This window comes from Pseudomonas sp. IT-93MI4 (assembly GCF_949767635.1).
Taxonomy (GTDB): Bacteria; Pseudomonadota; Gammaproteobacteria; order Pseudomonadales; family Pseudomonadaceae; genus Aquipseudomonas; species Aquipseudomonas putida_A.
On the sequence record NZ_CATKPP010000055.1, the window covers coordinates 40,742 to 55,136 of the forward strand.

Below are 14,395 nucleotides of genomic sequence, written 5' to 3' on the forward strand. Positions count from 1 at the left end.
AAGCCTTCGGCCAAACATAACCGAGTCTCGAATGTGGCCTTTATAGTGGCCGACAATTGGGACAATAGTCAGCGGTAGTTGTTCTGAATCTGACGAAGTAGGACAATTGCCGGCTTCACGTCACCATCAGCGACCTTGAATGGCCTTCCTTGCACTCGGTATTAACCACAAGACTGCTTCAGTAGACGTCCGCGAGCGCGTGGCCTTTACCCCTGAGCAGCTGGTGGAGGCCTTGCAGCAGCTCTGCCGACTCACCGACAGCCGCGAAGCTGCGATCCTCTCCACCTGCAATCGCAGTGAGCTGTATATAGAACAGGATCAGGTTTCGGCTGATCTGGTTCTGCGCTGGCTGGCCGATTATCACCATTTAAGCCTCGATGAGCTGCGCGCGAGTGCTTATGTGCATGAAGATGATGCGGCAGTTCGTCACATGATGCGCGTCGCCTCCGGGCTCGACTCGCTGGTGCTGGGCGAACCGCAGATTCTCGGCCAGATGAAATCGGCTTACGCCGTGGCTCGCGAGGCCGGGACCATCGGCCCGCTGCTGGGGCGGCTGTTTCAAGCGACGTTCAATGCCGCCAAGCAAGTGCGTACCGACACCGCCATCGGCGAAAACCCGGTGTCCGTGGCGTTTGCCGCCGTCAGCCTGGCCAAACAGATTTTCAGTGATTTGCAGCGCAGCCAGGCTCTGTTGATCGGCGCCGGCGAGACCATCACGCTGGTCGCCCGCCATTTGCACGAGCTGGGGGTCAAGCGCATCGTGGTCGCCAACCGTACGCTGGAGCGTGCCAGCCTGCTGGCCGAGCAGTTCGGCGCGCACGCGGTGCTGCTCTCGGACATTCCGGCGGAACTGGTGCGCAGCGATATCGTGATCAGTTCGACCGCCAGCCAGTTGCCGATCCTCGGCAAGGGCGCGGTGGAAAGCGCGCTGAAGCAGCGCAAGCACAAACCGATCTTCATGGTCGACATCGCCGTACCGCGCGACATCGAGCCGGAAGTCGGCGAACTCGACGACGTTTATCTGTACAGCGTCGACGATCTGCACGAAGTGGTCGCCGAGAACCTCAAGAGTCGTCAGGGCGCTGCCCAGGCGGCGGAAGAGATGGTCTCGGTCGGCGCCGACGATTTCATGGTGCGCCTGCGTGAGCTGGCAGCGGTCGATGTGCTCAAGGCCTATCGGCAACAGAGCGAACGCCTGCGCGACGAGGAGCTGCAAAAAGCCCTGCGCCTGCTGGCCAATGGCGGCAACGCCGAAGAGGTGCTCGGGCAACTGGCCCGTGGCCTGACCAATAAACTGCTGCATGCGCCCAGCGTGCAATTGAAAAAGCTTTCTGCCGAAGGCCGCCTCGATGCGCTGGCCATGGCCCAGGAACTCTTCGCCCTCGAGGGCTCACCGGATAGTTTTTCGGATAAAAAACCGCAATGAAAGCGTCACTGCTCAACAAGCTGGACACCCTCCAGGACCGTTTCGAGGAACTGACCGCGCTGCTCGGCGACGGCGAAGTCATTGCCGATCAGGCCAAATTCCGCGCCTATTCCAAGGAATACGCCGAACTCGAGCCGGTGGTACAAGGCTACAAAAAGCTGCTCGGCGTACAAAGTGATCTTGAAGGCGCCCAGGCGCTGCTCAAGGACAGCGACCCGGACATGCGTGAAATGGCTGTGGAAGAAGTCCGCGAAGCCAAGGAATTGCTGATCAGGCTGGAAGATGATCTGCAGCGCATGTTGCTGCCCAAGGATCCCAATGACGGGCGTAACGTCTTTCTCGAAATTCGCGCCGGTACCGGTGGCGACGAGGCGGCGATCTTCTCCGGCGATCTGTTCCGCATGTACTCGCGTTACGCCGAACGACGTGGCTGGCGCGTGGAGATTCTTTCGGAAAACGAAGGCGAGCACGGTGGCTATAAAGAAGTCATCGCACGCATTGAAGGCGACAACGTTTACGGCAAGCTGAAATTCGAGTCCGGCGCGCACCGCGTACAGCGTGTACCCGCCACCGAATCCCAGGGCCGTATCCACACCTCGGCCTGCACCGTGGCGGTGTTGCCCGAGCCGGACGAACGGGAAGCCATCGAGATCAACCCGGCGGATCTGCGTGTCGACACTTACCGCTCCTCCGGGGCCGGTGGTCAGCACGTCAACACCACCGACTCGGCGATCCGCATCACGCACATACCGACCGGCACCGTCGTCGAGTGTCAGGAAGAACGTTCCCAGCACAAGAACCGTGCCCGGGCGATGGCCTGGCTGTCGGCCAAACTCAACGATCAGCAAACCGCAGCGGCGGCGAATGCGATTGCCAGCGAGCGTAAGTTGTTGGTCGGTTCCGGTGACCGTTCCGAGCGCATTCGCACGTACAACTTTGCCCAGGGCCGGGTCACTGACCATCGCGTCAACCTGACCCTGTACTCCCTCGATGAAATCCTCGCCGGTGGCGTTGAAGCGGTGATCGAGCCTTTGCTGGCCGAATACCAGGCCGACCAGCTTGCAGCGATAGGTGAATAAATGACCATCATTGCCAGTCTGTTGCGCGCTGCCGAATTGCCGGACTCGCCCACCGCGCGCCTGGATGCCGAATTGCTCCTGGCAGCGGCACTGGGCAAATCGCGAAGCTTCCTGCACACCTGGCCCGAGCGCATCGTACCCAGCGAAGCGGTGCTGATTTTTACCGAGTACCTGCAACGGCGTCGAAGTGGCGAGCCGGTGGCCTACATCCTTGGTCAGCAGGGGTTCTGGAAGCTCGATCTGGAAGTGGCGCCGCACACTCTGATCCCGCGCCCGGACACCGAATTGCTGGTCGAGGCCGCGTTGGAGCTGCTGGCGGCAACGCCGGCGAAAGTCCTCGATCTGGGCACCGGCAGCGGCGCGATTGCCCTGGCCTTGGCCAGCGAACGCCCGGCATGGAACGTCACGGCGGTGGACCGCGTGCTGGAAGCCGTGGCCCTTGCCGAACGCAACCGTCAGCGCTTGAACCTGAACAACGCCACGGTGCTGAGCAGCCACTGGTTCAGCGCCCTCGAAGGTCAACGTTTCAACCTGATCATCAGCAACCCGCCGTACATCGCGGCTGCCGACCCGCATCTGGTCGAGGGCGACGTGCGCTTCGAACCGGCCAGTGCGCTGGTGGCCGGTGTCGACGGGCTCGACGATCTGCGCCTGATCGTTGCCCAGGCCCCGGATCATCTGGAAGCCGGCGGCTGGCTGATGCTCGAACACGGCTATGATCAAGCCGAAGCCGTGCGTGATCTGTTGCTCACCCGTGGTTTTGAACAAGTCCACAGCCGCACCGATCTGGGCGGCCATCAACGGATCAGCCTGGGGCGCCTGCCGTGCTGAATGATCAGGAATTGCTGCGCTACAGCCGGCAGATTCTGCTGCAACACATCGATATCGATGGGCAACTGAAGCTGAAAGACAGCCGCGTGCTGATCGTCGGCCTCGGCGGTCTCGGCGCCCCGGTCGCGCTGTATCTGGCGGCGGCGGGTGTCGGTGAGTTGCATCTGGCGGATTTCGACACGGTCGACCTGACCAACCTGCAGCGCCAGATCATTCATGACACCGACAGCGTCGGCATGAGCAAGGTCGACTCGGCGCTCAAGCGCCTGAGCGCGATCAATCCCGAGATTAAACTGGTGCCTCATCGTCAGGCGCTGGACGAGGATTCCCTGGCCGCCGTGGTGACTGCGGTGGATCTGGTGCTCGACTGTTCCGATAACTTCTCCACTCGCGAGGCGGTCAACGCCGCGTGTGTGGCTGCACGCAAACCGCTGGTCAGCGGCGCGGCGATTCGTCTGGAAGGGCAGTTGTCGGTATTCGACCTGCGTCGCCCGGAAAGTCCGTGCTACCACTGCCTGTACGGGCATGGCAGCGAAGCCGAACTGACCTGCAGCGAGGCCGGTGTGGTCGGGCCGCTGGTGGGGCTGGTCGGCAGCCTGCAGGCGCTTGAAGCGTTGAAAGTGCTGGTCGGTTTTGGCGAACCGTTGGTGGGTCGTTTGCTGTTGATCGATGCACTGGGTTCGCGCTTTCGTGAACTGCGGGTCAAGCGCGATCCGGGGTGCAGCGTCTGTGGTTCGCAGCATGCGTGAGGCGCCGATCGCGGTGTTCGATTCCGGTGTCGGCGGCTTGTCGGTACTGGCTGAAATCCAGCGTTTGCTGCCCCATGAATCCCTGCTGTATTTCGCCGATTGCGGGCATATTCCCTACGGCGAGAAAACTCCGGAGTTCATCCGCCAGCGCTGCAATGTGATGGCCGGTTTTTTCCGGGAGCAGGGCGCCAAGGCCCTGGTGATCGCCTGCAACACGGCGACGGTGGCCGCTGTTGCCGATCTGCGCCGTGATTTCCCCGAATGGCCGATCGTTGGCATGGAGCCAGCGGTCAAACCCGCAGCTGCCGCCACCCGCAGCGGTGTGGTTGGCGTACTCGCCACCACCGGCACGTTGCAGAGTGCCAAGTTCGCCGCGTTGCTCGATCGCTTCGCCGCTGACGTTCGCGTCATCACCCAGCCGTGCCCCGGTCTGGTGGAACTGATTGAAAGCGGTGATCTGCACAGTGCCGAGTTGCGCACGTTGCTGCAGCATTACGTCGACCCCCTGCTGGCCAACGGTTGCGACACGATCATTCTCGGTTGCACTCACTATCCGTTTCTCAAGCCGATGCTCAAGACGATGATTCCCGACAGCATCAGCCTGATTGACACTGGCGCAGCCGTAGCGCGGCAACTGCAACGGTTGCTGGCCGAACGTGATCTGCTCGCCGAAGGGCCGAACCGCCCGGTCAGATTCTGGACCAGTGCCGACCCCGCGTTCTTCCGCAAGACCCTGCCCCTGCTGGGTCAGGTTGCCGGCGACGTCGAAAAATTCAGCTTGTAAAAAAAATGTGAAATAACTAAAAAAACAGCTGAACTTCTAATCAGGCGCTAGCTTCTATAGCGATGAGTTATCTAGAAAACCAAACGATCGTTCCGGAAAAGGAAGTTTCAAAGTGAAGCGACTATTCTGCTTGGCCGCGATTGCGGCCGCACTGATGGGGCAAAGTATTACCGCGCAGGCTGCAGGTGTTGAATTTGCAGTGGGTGCGACCAGCGATTCGACCATGACTTATCGCCTGGGCATGAATTTCGATTGGGACAAAAGCTGGCTGCAAAGTGATGTCGGTCGCCTGACCGGTTACTGGAGCGGCGCTTACACTTACTGGGAAGGTGACAAGACTTCCAGCAACAACAGCCTGTCGTTCTCCCCGGTATTCGTTTACGAGTTTGCCGGTCAGTCGGTCAAGCCGTATGTTGAAGCGGGCATTGGTGTCGCAGCGTTCTCCAACACCAAATATGAAAGCAACAACATCGGCGGCTCTTTCCAGTTCGAAGACCGTATCGGTTTTGGTCTGCGCTTCAATGGCGGGCATGAAGTGGGGATTCGTGCAACGCACTATTCCAACGCCGGCCTGGCCAGCAGCAACGACGGTGTAGAAAGCTACGCGCTGCATTACACGATGCCGCTGTAAGCGCTACACATAACCTCTGTAGGAGTGAGCCTGCTCGCGATTGCGGAGTGTCAGCCAACATTTGTTTGACTGGTACTCCGCAATCGCGAGCAGGCTCACTCCTACATTTGTTTCAGTAGTGTTTTTCGGAATCAACGGTAGGCAGTGGCAATGCCTTTGCGTTCTTCAATGCACTCCGGTGCACCCATCTCGAATTCGCGACAGATCAGCGGACGTTTCTCATAGATCGTGCACATCATGCTGTCGCGATCCAGCGCCGCGCACCAGCCGTCGTCCAGACGCAGCATCACTTCACCACCCCACTCATCGGTATCGATAAAGCGTTCGGGCACGCCGGTGTCGGTGATCAGCATCACTTCGAGCTGGCAACAGCACGCTGCGCAGGTCGAACAGGTGACCGCTGGCTCGGTGATTTGCTGGTGGGGAATGGTTTTCATGCTGCGCAGTGTAAGGCAGCCACCGGTTGCTGTGTGAAAGGCCTGACAGACGCTCAGTGGCTCAGGCGCCGTGCCATGACATGCAGCAGCGGAAACAGCAGCGCCCACAGCAGGCCGATGCCGATCAGGGTTGGCACTTCACCGTAAGGAAATTGCACGCCGGCCAGCTGTCCGCCGCCGTAATAGGACACGGCGCCGCCCACTGCACCGAGTCCGCTGGCCAGCCACCACGGGCGGGCGCTCCATTGCAGGCAGTGCCGCAACGTGGTGGCGAGCAAGGCCCAGAGCAGCATCAGCCACAGCGGAATCAGTGGCGACAGGTCCTGGAATTCGAACACGCCGGCAGCGCGCAACAGACTGTCTACGGCTGTACCGACAAGCACCACGCTGAGGATCAAACGACCTTCCTCCGCCCAACTGCTGATCCAGCCCAGATGAATCACCAGCACCGCCAGCACCAGCAGCAGCCACAGACTGTCGCCACCGAGCACGCAGGCCAGCCAGCCGACCTGGAACAGCACGGCATTGGTCAGCCGCTCAAGCATCGAAGCGTCCGAGCAACGGCGCCGGCATCGCGGCCGGTTTGGCCAGCAGCAGTTGCGCGGTGCCGATGGTGCGCTCCAGAAACCCGCCCTCGCAGTAGCACAGGTAAAACTCCCACAGTCGCAGGAAGTAATCGTCGTAACCTAACTCGCTCAAACGGCCATGGGCGCGGCGAAAGTTTTCGTGCCACAGGCGCAGGGTGCGGGCGTAGTGCAGGCCGAAATCTTCCATGTGCAGCAGGTTCATATCGGTCTCGCGGCTGACCACTTCGAGCATCTTCTGCACGCAGGGCAGGGCGCCGCCGGGGAAGATGTAGCGCTGGATGAAGTCGACGCCGCGCTTGGCCTGCTCGTAGCGCTGCTCGCGGATGGTGATCGCCTGCAACAGCATCAGGCCGTTGCTCTTGAGCAGGTGCGCGCATTGCTTGAAATAGGTGGGCAGGAAGCGGTGACCGACCGCTTCGATCATCTCGATCGACACCAGTTTGTCGTATTCGCCGGTGAGGTCGCGGTAGTCGGTGAGCAGCAGTGTTACCCGATCCTGCAACCCCAGTGCTTCAATGCGCCTGGCGGTAAACGCGTACTGCTCTTTCGACAGCGTCGTGGTGGTGACACGGCAACCGTAATGCTGCGCGGCGTAGAGCGCCATGCTGCCCCAACCGGTGCCGATCTCCAGCAGGTGATCTTCGGGTTTGAGCGCGAGCTTCTGGCAGATCCGTTCCAGCTTGTTCAACTGAGCCTGTTCCAGGCTGTCGTCGGGGCTGAGGAACTGCGCCGCCGAATACATCATGGTCGGGTCGAGAAACTGTTCGAACAGATCGTTGCCGAGGTCATAGTGCGCCGCGATGTTTTTCTGCGACCCCTTGCGCGTGTTGCGGTTGAGCCAGTGCAGGCCTTGCACCAGCGGCCGGCTGAGGCGGGCCAGACCGCGCTCCATGGCGTCGAGCACGTCGAGGTTGCTGACGAACACGCGCACGACCGCCGTCAGGTCCGGCGAACTCCAGTAACCGTGGATAAACGCTTCGCCGGCACCAATCGATCCGTTGCCGGCGACCATGCCCCACACCGCTGCATCCTGCACATGGATTTCGCCGAGCAGGTGGCTGCCCGGCGTGCCGAACATCAGGCGTTCGCCATCCTCGACCACCAGCAATTGCCCGTGTTTGAGCTGACTGAGTTGCCGCAAAACGCCGCGACGCAGCAGCGAACCGGTCAAACCGTTGGTGCTGAAGCGACTGACCGACAGGCTAGAGGATTTCATGGCGGTGCTCCTTGGGAGGCACAGTGGCGATCTGGAAGCTGCCGTCGGCAGCCTGATGAGCAAAAATCGGAGCACGCTTGAGCAACAGGCGCACGGCTTGCCAATAAATCGCCAGGCAGGTTTTCGCGGTCATCCACGGAAAACGTCGCAAGTAGCGGTGCAGGCTGTGGCGGTCGAGGGGTTCGCGCTGCAGATTGAGCGTGGCGTCGAACAGCTTGTGCTCACCCTGCCAGTCGGCCATGTGCACGCCGAGGTTTTGCGCAGCCGGGCTGAAGCTCATGCGGTACTCGAGATCGCGCGGCAAAAACGGCGAGACATGAAAGGCCTTGGCCACGGCGAAGTGCTGGTGAAAGTCTTGCAGGTCGGTCGGTGTGCGGGCCGGCAGCACGTAGTGATAACGCTCGCGCCACGGCGTGTTGGTGACTTCGCAGAGAATCGCCGCCAGTTGCCCGTCGGCCTCGTGGCAATAAAAGAAACTCACCGGATTGAACGCCAGACCCCAACTGCGCGGTTGGGTCAGCAGGCAGATCGAACCCTGCGGTTGATGGCCGATGGCGACGCCGACTTGCTGGCGCACCGCGTCGATCAGGCGCATGCCGCTGCCGGTGAAGGTTTTCAGGTAGTCGGTTTCGCGAAACGAAAACGGTGCAAAGCGGCTGCGACTGGCAAACGGTGACAGGCCGAACACGGCGTCCTGTTCCGCCAGATCGAGGTACAACAGACCGATCCGGTAACGGAATTCGTGGCGTCTGGGCGAAAAGCGCCGATGGCCAATCCAGCCGCTGTACAGGGCGCTGTTCATAAGCTTTCCCCGAACGCGGCGGCCACGCGCAACGCGCTGACCACGCCGTCCTCATGAAAGCCGTTGGCCCAGTAGGCGCCGCAATAATGGGTGTGCTGCTGACCGTCGAGTTCGGCCCAGCGGTATTGCGCCGCCACAGCCGCGAGGCTGAATTGCGGGTGGGCGTAGGTGTATTTGGCGAGCACCTTGAACGGGCTGATCCCGGCGCTCTGATTGAGGCTGACGCAGAACGTGGTGTCGCTCTGAATGCCCTGCAGGATGTTCATGTCGTAAGTGACGGCCGCGTGGGTATGGCCGGCGCCGCTCAAGCGATAGTTCCAGCTGGCCCACGCCAGTTTGCGGGTCGGCAGCAGACGGGTATCGGTATGCAGCACGACTTCGTTATCGGCATAGGGCAGGGCGCCGAGGATCGAGCGTTCCGCCTGGCTTGGCGTGCCAAGCAATTGCAGGGCCTGGTCGCTGTGGCAGGCAAGCACGACTTTGTCGAAACGCTCGATGCCGGCCGGGCTGTGGATAACCACGCCGTGTTCATCGCGATCGATGCGCGTCACCGGGCAACTGAGGCGGATCTTGTCCTGGAACGCTGCGGTCAGTGGCGCGACATAGGCACTGGAGCCGCCCTCGATCACCTGCCATTGCGGGCGATCACTGACTGACAGCAGGCCATGATTCTTGAAGAAGCGCACAAAGAATTGCAGCGGGAAATTGAGCATCTCGGCCATCGGCATCGACCAGATCGCCGAGCCCATCGGCACGATGTAATGCAGGATGAAACGTTCGCCATAACCGCCAGCCTTGAGGTAATCGTCGAGCGTGGTATCGGCGGCAATGCGTTGTTCGGCGAGGTCGCGCTGGGCTTCTTTATTGAAGCGCAGGATGTCGCGCAACATGCCCCAAAACCCCGGGGACAGCAGGTTGCTGCGCTGGGCGAAGAGGCTGTTGAGGTTGTTGCCGTTGTATTCCAGACCGGTGTCCGGGTCGGTGACCGAGAAGCTCATTTCCGTCGGTTTGAACGACACACCGAGCTGGCCGAGCAATCGAATGAAGTTCGGATAGGTCCAGTCGTTGAACACGATGAACCCAGTGTCGACCGCGTATTCGCGGCCATCGACGGTTACCTGCACGGTGTGCGTGTGACCGCCGACCCAGTCGCTGGCCTCGAACACCGTGATGTCGTGTCGGCGATTGAGCAGGTGAGCGCAGGTCAGGCCGGCGATTCCGCTGCCGACAATGGCAATCTTCATATCGGGTCTCGCAGCGGTGGGTTGCTGCGCACCATGCGCTTGCCGATCGCCAGTTGCAGGCGCGCCGGCAGCTTCGACAATGGCCACAGCGCCGCCATGAACAGTGCCGGAAAGGCGATCTCCAGCGGACGATCCTTGAGTTTGGCGAAAATATGCCGCGCCGCTTTATCCACAGGCCAGCTCAACGGCATCGGGAAGTCGTTCTTGGCGGTCAGCGGGGTTTCGACAAAACCCGGGCTGATGATGGTGACATCGATGCCCTCGACGGCCAGGTCGATCCGCAGCGATTCGAACAGATAGCGCAGCCCGGCTTTCGACGCGCCGTAGGCTTCGGCTCGGGGCAGCGGCAGGTAGGTGACTGAGCTGGCCATGCCGATCAGATGCGGCGCGGTGCCTTTGCGCAGCAACGGCAGGGCCGCTTCGATGCAGTAACTGCTGGCGAGCAGGTTGGTGCGCACCACATGTTCGATGATCGAGGCATCGAACTGTCGCGCATCGACGTACTCGCAGGTGCCGGCATTGAGAATCACGCTGTCGAGCGAGCCCCAGGCCTGTTCGATCTGCTGGCCGATTTCGCGCACGGTCTGACTGTTGGTCAGATCGCCGGCCACCACCAGCACTTGCCCCGGATAACGTTGCGACAGCACTTTGAGCGGTGCCACCTGACGCGAACTGACAGCCAGATGCGCGCCGCTTTTCAGAATCTCTTCAGCCAGTGCTGCGCCGATGCCACTGCTGGCACCGGTCAGCCAATAACGCCGTGGAGGTGTACGACTCATCCCATTCTCCTTTTCAACCAGGCGATCACCCGGCCCAATACGGGTAAATGTTCATACAGCATGGCCCCGGCATCGAAATAATCCCGGTGGCGATAAACCTTGTCGCGCCACAGCAGGTGCGAACACCCGGCGACGCGAATCAATTGACCACCGGCCAGACGCGGGTGGCGGTAACTCATGACCCAGCGCAGGTAACCTTCACCGTCAGCGATCTGGTCGAAGCCGTGGAAATCGAAGCGCAGTTCGCTGACGTTGGCGTACAGCTCGCTGAAGTAATGTCGCAGTTGCACCAGCCCCTGCACTTCATGCAGCGGGTCGGTGAAGTGAATGTCATCGCTGTACAGCTCGCCCAGACGTTGCAAGTTGTCTTTGTTCAACTCGGCGAACTGGCGGGCGAAGCGGCGCAGGAATTCACTCATGAACTTCTTCCATAGACGAGCGCGACGGCAGGTTCTTGAACGCCGCCAGCGCGCGTTCGCGCGAAGCGCCGAGATTGACGATCGGCGCCGGATAATCCGCCACGCCGAACAGTCCGCCGGCGCTGGCCGGGTTGTGTACTTCCTTCTTGTTCAGGCCGGCCAGCTCAGGCAGCCAGTGCTTGATGAACAGGCCTTCGCTGTCGAATTTTTCCGATTGGCTCAGCGGATTGAAGATGCGGAAGTACGGCGCCGAATCGGTGCCGGTCGAAGAACTCCATTGCCAGCCACCGTTGTTCGCCGCCAGATCGCCGTCGATCAGGTGGCGCATGAAAAAGCGCTCGCCTTCACGCCAGTCGATCAGTAGATTCTTGGTCAGGAACATCGCCACAATCATCCGCAGACGGTTGTGCATCCAGCCGGTTTCCAGCAGTTGGCGCATGGCCGCATCGATGATCGGCAAACCGGTGCGCGCCTCTTGCCAGGCCGCCAGATCGTCCGGCGCATCACGCCAGGCCAGGGCTTCGGTTTCCGGGCGAAATGCGCGGTGGCGCGAAACCCGTGGGTAGCCGACCAGAATGTGTTTGTAGAACTCGCGCCACAGCAGCTCGTTGATCCAGGTCACCGCGCCGACCTTGCCGCTGTCGAACTCGCCCTGATTGCTTTGCAAGGCCGCATGCAGGCATTGGCGCGGCGAAATCACCCCGGCGGCGAGGTACGCGGAAAGTTGACTGGTGCCGGGTTTGGCCGGGAAGTCGCGTTCGCTCTGGTAGTAGTCGATCTGCGCGTCGGCGAAGGTGTCGAGACGGCGCCGGGCTTCCTGTTCGCCGGCCGGCCACAGTGTGCGCAAAGACTCGCTCGGCGTTGCAAAACCGGCGACGGATGCCGGCACCGGATCGCTGTCGATGTTCAGCTTTGCCTGTTTGCCGGGCGTCTTGACCAGCGCCGGCATCGAGCGGTGCAGGCGTTCATAGCAGACCTTGCGGAACTGGCTGAACACCTGAAAGTAGGTTTCGGTTTTGGTCAGTACCGTGCCGGGCTTGAACAGCAGTTGGTCAAGGTAGCTGTGGAAAGCGATGCCTTTGGTCTTCAGGGCCACCGCCACCGCGGCGTCGCGCTGGCTTTCGTGGATGCCATATTCTTCGTTGACGTGCACAGCTTGAATATTCAATTGCACACAAAGTTCGAGCAGCACCGCCGGGGCCTGATCCCAATGATTGGCGGTGCGCAGCAGCAACGGGATGTTCAGCTCGCCGAGGCGACTGCTCAGCTCACGCAGGTTGCGCAGCCAGAAGTCGACCTTGCACGCGGCGTCGTCATGTTCCAGCCATTGCTGCGGGCTCAACAGATACACGGCAACCGTCGGACCGCGCGCTGCGGCGGCCGCGAGGGCGGTGTTGTCATGTTGGCGCAAGTCGCTGCGCAGCCAGATCAATTGCATCGCGGTTTCCATTAAATCAGCCCACGCTGAACCAGTTCCTGATGTGCCGAGAGCGGGTCTTCGGCCAGGATCAGATCAGCGATCTCAGGGGTTCTTACGGACAACTCGGTCTGGTGGATGCATACCGTTGGTCCGACGAGCATTTTTGCAGTGCCGATGCCATTCAGCAGTTTTGGCAGCTGCGCCAGATTCATCGCCTTGCTGGAATACAGCAGCACTCCCCGCGCTTGCAGATGATCGACCGCCAGCGCCAGTTCTCCGGCCGGTAGCGGCCAGTCGAACACTTGCACCGGGCAGTCGGCGCTGCTGATCAGCCACGCGCATAGCCACAGGTGAGGTTCCAGTGCCAGGTCCGAGTGATTGATCAGCAGCAACGGCGCAGCGTGTAATTGCCGATTGTTATGGTAGATGCGCGCGCCGAATTTGCTGCGTAACCAGGAATAAAAGAACACCCGTTCCATCTGTGCGCCGAACTGGCCTTGCCAGCGCTGCTCGAGTTCGGCCAGCAGCGGCAGGAGTAATTGCTCGCACAGGGTGCGTGGCGGGTACAGGGCCATGGCCTGGTTGATGCTGTCGTCGAGGTTGCGCTCATTGAGCTGGATGACGGCGCCGAGCAAGGACTGGCGCTGCCGTTGCCAGTCGTTTTCCACCGTCTCGGTAAAGGCTTGCGGAGCATCGAGCAACGGTTTGACCTGACTGACAGCCACGCCTCGATTAAGCCAGGTCAGGATGGTCAGGATTCGTTGCACATGTTCGCTGGAATACAGGCGATGGCCCTTGGGCGTGCGCTGCGGCACGATCAACCCGTAACGGCGCTCCCAGGCGCGCAGGGTGATGGCGTTGACCCCGGTCTGCCGCGCTACTTCGCGGATCGGCAGCCAGCCTTCGTCGAGGGCTTTCTTGAAGTCGGCACCCAGGTCTTCCTGGGCGCTGGTGTCGAGTTTGTCGTTCATCAAATGGCGTTTCGCAGGCTGAGGTTTTCCGGATGCGGCTGCAAGTAGACCTGCCGCGCAATGTACGGATCCGGGTGTTGGCGAAAGTGGTGTTTGAGCAGAGTCAATGGCACCACCAGCGGCACGATGCCGTGGCGGTACTGGCCGATGACATGCTGCATTTCCTGTTTGTCTTCCGGGCTGATCGCCTGTTTCAGGTAGCCGCTGATGTGTTGCAGCACGTTGCTGTGGGTGCGGCGGGTAGCGCATTTCTTCAACGCGCTCATCAACTCGCTGAAATAGCGCGGGCCGAGTTCGACCGGATCGGTCTTGGCCATGTTGCCCAGCAGTTTGCCCAAGGCTTTGTATTGCTCAGGGTTGTGTGCCATCAGCAGGTATTTGTAGCGTGAGTGGAATTCGGTCAGTGCGCGGCGGCTCAAGCCTTGTTCGAGCACCTGCTGCCAGGCGCTGTAGGCGAGCACGCGGGTGATGAAGTTTTCCCGCAACACCGGATCGTTCAGGCGTCCGGCTTCTTCCACCGGCAGGTCAGAGTGCTGCGCACAGAACGCCTGAGCGTAGATGCCACGGCCGCCGCCGTTCACCGGCGCGCCGTTGGCGTGATAGACCTTGACCCGCTCCAGACCGCACGAAGGCGACTGCTGCATGAAGATATAGCCGCAGATGTCATTGAGCTCGCCGGCCATTTTCTGCCCGTAGGCTGCCAGTGGTTCGGTGACATTGATTTGCGGATTGACCGTACCGATAGCTTCAGGAGCATCGGGATCGCCAACCAGGCGGATCGGTTCGCGTGGGATGCCCAGGCCAATCGCGACTTCCGGACATACCGGCACGAATTCGAAATACTCGGCAAGGGTGCGGCTGCACAACCGCGATTCCTTGTGCCCGCCGTTGTAGCGCACTTCGGCGCCCATCAGGCAGGCGCTGATGGCGATTTTGGGCCGGGAAGCAGAAAGATCGGACATGCACACCTCGAATCTATTCCTGTACAGATATTTATCTCTGTACAACTTTTCCTCAGCA

At 60.9% G+C, this 14,395-nt stretch carries 16 protein-coding genes; 6 read left to right on the forward strand and 10 right to left on the reverse strand.

Annotated features, from left to right (window positions below; genetic code table 11):
* Window positions 1–139: 139 nt before the first annotated feature.
* The 6 genes from hemA to ACM6I7_RS21175 all read left to right on the forward strand — a co-directional run bounded on the left by hemA (window position 140) and on the right by ACM6I7_RS21175 (window position 5,500).
* The gene (gene hemA / locus ACM6I7_RS21150; RefSeq protein WP_064589169.1) at window positions 140–1,426 is read left to right on the forward strand and encodes a glutamyl-tRNA reductase; all 1,287 of its coding nucleotides are present in this window, start codon (window positions 140–142) and stop codon (window positions 1,424–1,426) included.
* Complete coding sequence (prfA, locus tag ACM6I7_RS21155; RefSeq protein WP_027612234.1) at window positions 1,423–2,505, forward strand: peptide chain release factor 1; 1,083 nt, start codon at window positions 1,423–1,425, stop codon at window positions 2,503–2,505. The genes hemA and prfA overlap by 4 nt, the downstream gene beginning before the upstream one ends.
* Window positions 2,506–3,336: a peptide chain release factor N(5)-glutamine methyltransferase gene (gene prmC / locus ACM6I7_RS21160; protein ID WP_098965581.1), complete on the forward strand. Its 831-nt coding sequence runs from the start codon at window positions 2,506–2,508 to the stop codon at window positions 3,334–3,336.
* The gene (locus ACM6I7_RS21165; RefSeq protein ID WP_336841224.1) at window positions 3,330–4,085 is read left to right on the forward strand and encodes a molybdopterin-synthase adenylyltransferase MoeB; all 756 of its coding nucleotides are present in this window, start codon (window positions 3,330–3,332) and stop codon (window positions 4,083–4,085) included. The genes prmC and ACM6I7_RS21165 overlap by 7 nt, the downstream gene beginning before the upstream one ends.
* A complete protein-coding gene (gene murI, locus ACM6I7_RS21170; protein WP_115988911.1) occupies window positions 4,078–4,869 on the forward strand; it encodes a glutamate racemase in 792 nt (263 codons plus the stop codon). Before ACM6I7_RS21165 ends, murI begins: the two co-directional genes overlap by 8 nt.
* 112 nt (window positions 4,870–4,981) lie before the next feature.
* The gene (locus tag ACM6I7_RS21175; RefSeq protein WP_027612230.1) at window positions 4,982–5,500 is read left to right on the forward strand and encodes an acyloxyacyl hydrolase; all 519 of its coding nucleotides are present in this window, start codon (window positions 4,982–4,984) and stop codon (window positions 5,498–5,500) included.
* A 131-nt stretch (window positions 5,501–5,631) separates the two neighbouring features.
* Here the strand turns inward: ACM6I7_RS21175 and ACM6I7_RS21180 are convergent, their stop codons facing one another.
* Genes ACM6I7_RS21180 through ACM6I7_RS21225 form a run of 10 tightly spaced genes read right to left on the reverse strand, consistent with a single transcriptional unit; the run spans window position 5,632 to window position 14,337 of the window.
* Complete coding sequence (locus ACM6I7_RS21180; protein ID WP_007967664.1) at window positions 5,632–5,937, reverse strand: YkgJ family cysteine cluster protein; 306 nt, start codon at window positions 5,935–5,937, stop codon at window positions 5,632–5,634.
* Between the two features lie 53 nt (window positions 5,938–5,990).
* Window positions 5,991–6,482, reverse strand: coding sequence for a DUF2878 domain-containing protein (locus ACM6I7_RS21185; RefSeq protein WP_414889228.1), 492 nt, complete (start codon window positions 6,480–6,482; stop codon window positions 5,991–5,993).
* Window positions 6,475–7,740 (reverse strand): SAM-dependent methyltransferase, encoded by a 1,266-nt coding sequence (locus ACM6I7_RS21190; RefSeq protein WP_096797281.1) that lies wholly within the window; start codon window positions 7,738–7,740, stop codon window positions 6,475–6,477. Before ACM6I7_RS21190 ends, ACM6I7_RS21185 begins: the two co-directional genes overlap by 8 nt.
* Window positions 7,727–8,542 carry a DUF1365 domain-containing protein gene (locus ACM6I7_RS21195; protein ID WP_097086241.1) on the reverse strand — a complete coding sequence of 272 codons (816 nt, stop codon included), beginning with the start codon at window positions 8,540–8,542 and terminating at the stop codon, window positions 7,727–7,729. The genes ACM6I7_RS21190 and ACM6I7_RS21195 overlap by 14 nt, the downstream gene beginning before the upstream one ends.
* Complete coding sequence (locus tag ACM6I7_RS21200) at window positions 8,539–9,786, reverse strand: NAD(P)/FAD-dependent oxidoreductase (protein WP_346651769.1); 1,248 nt, start codon at window positions 9,784–9,786, stop codon at window positions 8,539–8,541. The genes ACM6I7_RS21195 and ACM6I7_RS21200 overlap by 4 nt, the downstream gene beginning before the upstream one ends.
* Window positions 9,783–10,565, reverse strand: a complete 783-nt coding sequence (locus ACM6I7_RS21205) for an SDR family NAD(P)-dependent oxidoreductase (protein WP_027612225.1) — start codon at window positions 10,563–10,565, stop codon at window positions 9,783–9,785. Before ACM6I7_RS21205 ends, ACM6I7_RS21200 begins: the two co-directional genes overlap by 4 nt.
* Window positions 10,562–10,984, reverse strand: coding sequence for a nuclear transport factor 2 family protein (locus ACM6I7_RS21210; RefSeq protein ID WP_027612224.1), 423 nt, complete (start codon window positions 10,982–10,984; stop codon window positions 10,562–10,564). Before ACM6I7_RS21210 ends, ACM6I7_RS21205 begins: the two co-directional genes overlap by 4 nt.
* A complete protein-coding gene (phrB, locus tag ACM6I7_RS21215) occupies window positions 10,977–12,422 on the reverse strand; it encodes a deoxyribodipyrimidine photo-lyase (RefSeq protein ID WP_098968454.1) in 1,446 nt (481 codons plus the stop codon). The genes ACM6I7_RS21210 and phrB overlap by 8 nt, the downstream gene beginning before the upstream one ends.
* 11 nt (window positions 12,423–12,433) lie before the next feature.
* Window positions 12,434–13,375: a MerR family transcriptional regulator gene (locus ACM6I7_RS21220; protein ID WP_096797277.1), complete on the reverse strand. Its 942-nt coding sequence runs from the start codon at window positions 13,373–13,375 to the stop codon at window positions 12,434–12,436.
* Window positions 13,375–14,337 carry a YbgA family protein gene (locus ACM6I7_RS21225; protein ID WP_414889229.1) on the reverse strand — a complete coding sequence of 321 codons (963 nt, stop codon included), beginning with the start codon at window positions 14,335–14,337 and terminating at the stop codon, window positions 13,375–13,377. The genes ACM6I7_RS21220 and ACM6I7_RS21225 overlap by 1 nt, the downstream gene beginning before the upstream one ends.
* Between the last annotated feature and the right edge of the window lie 58 nt (window positions 14,338–14,395).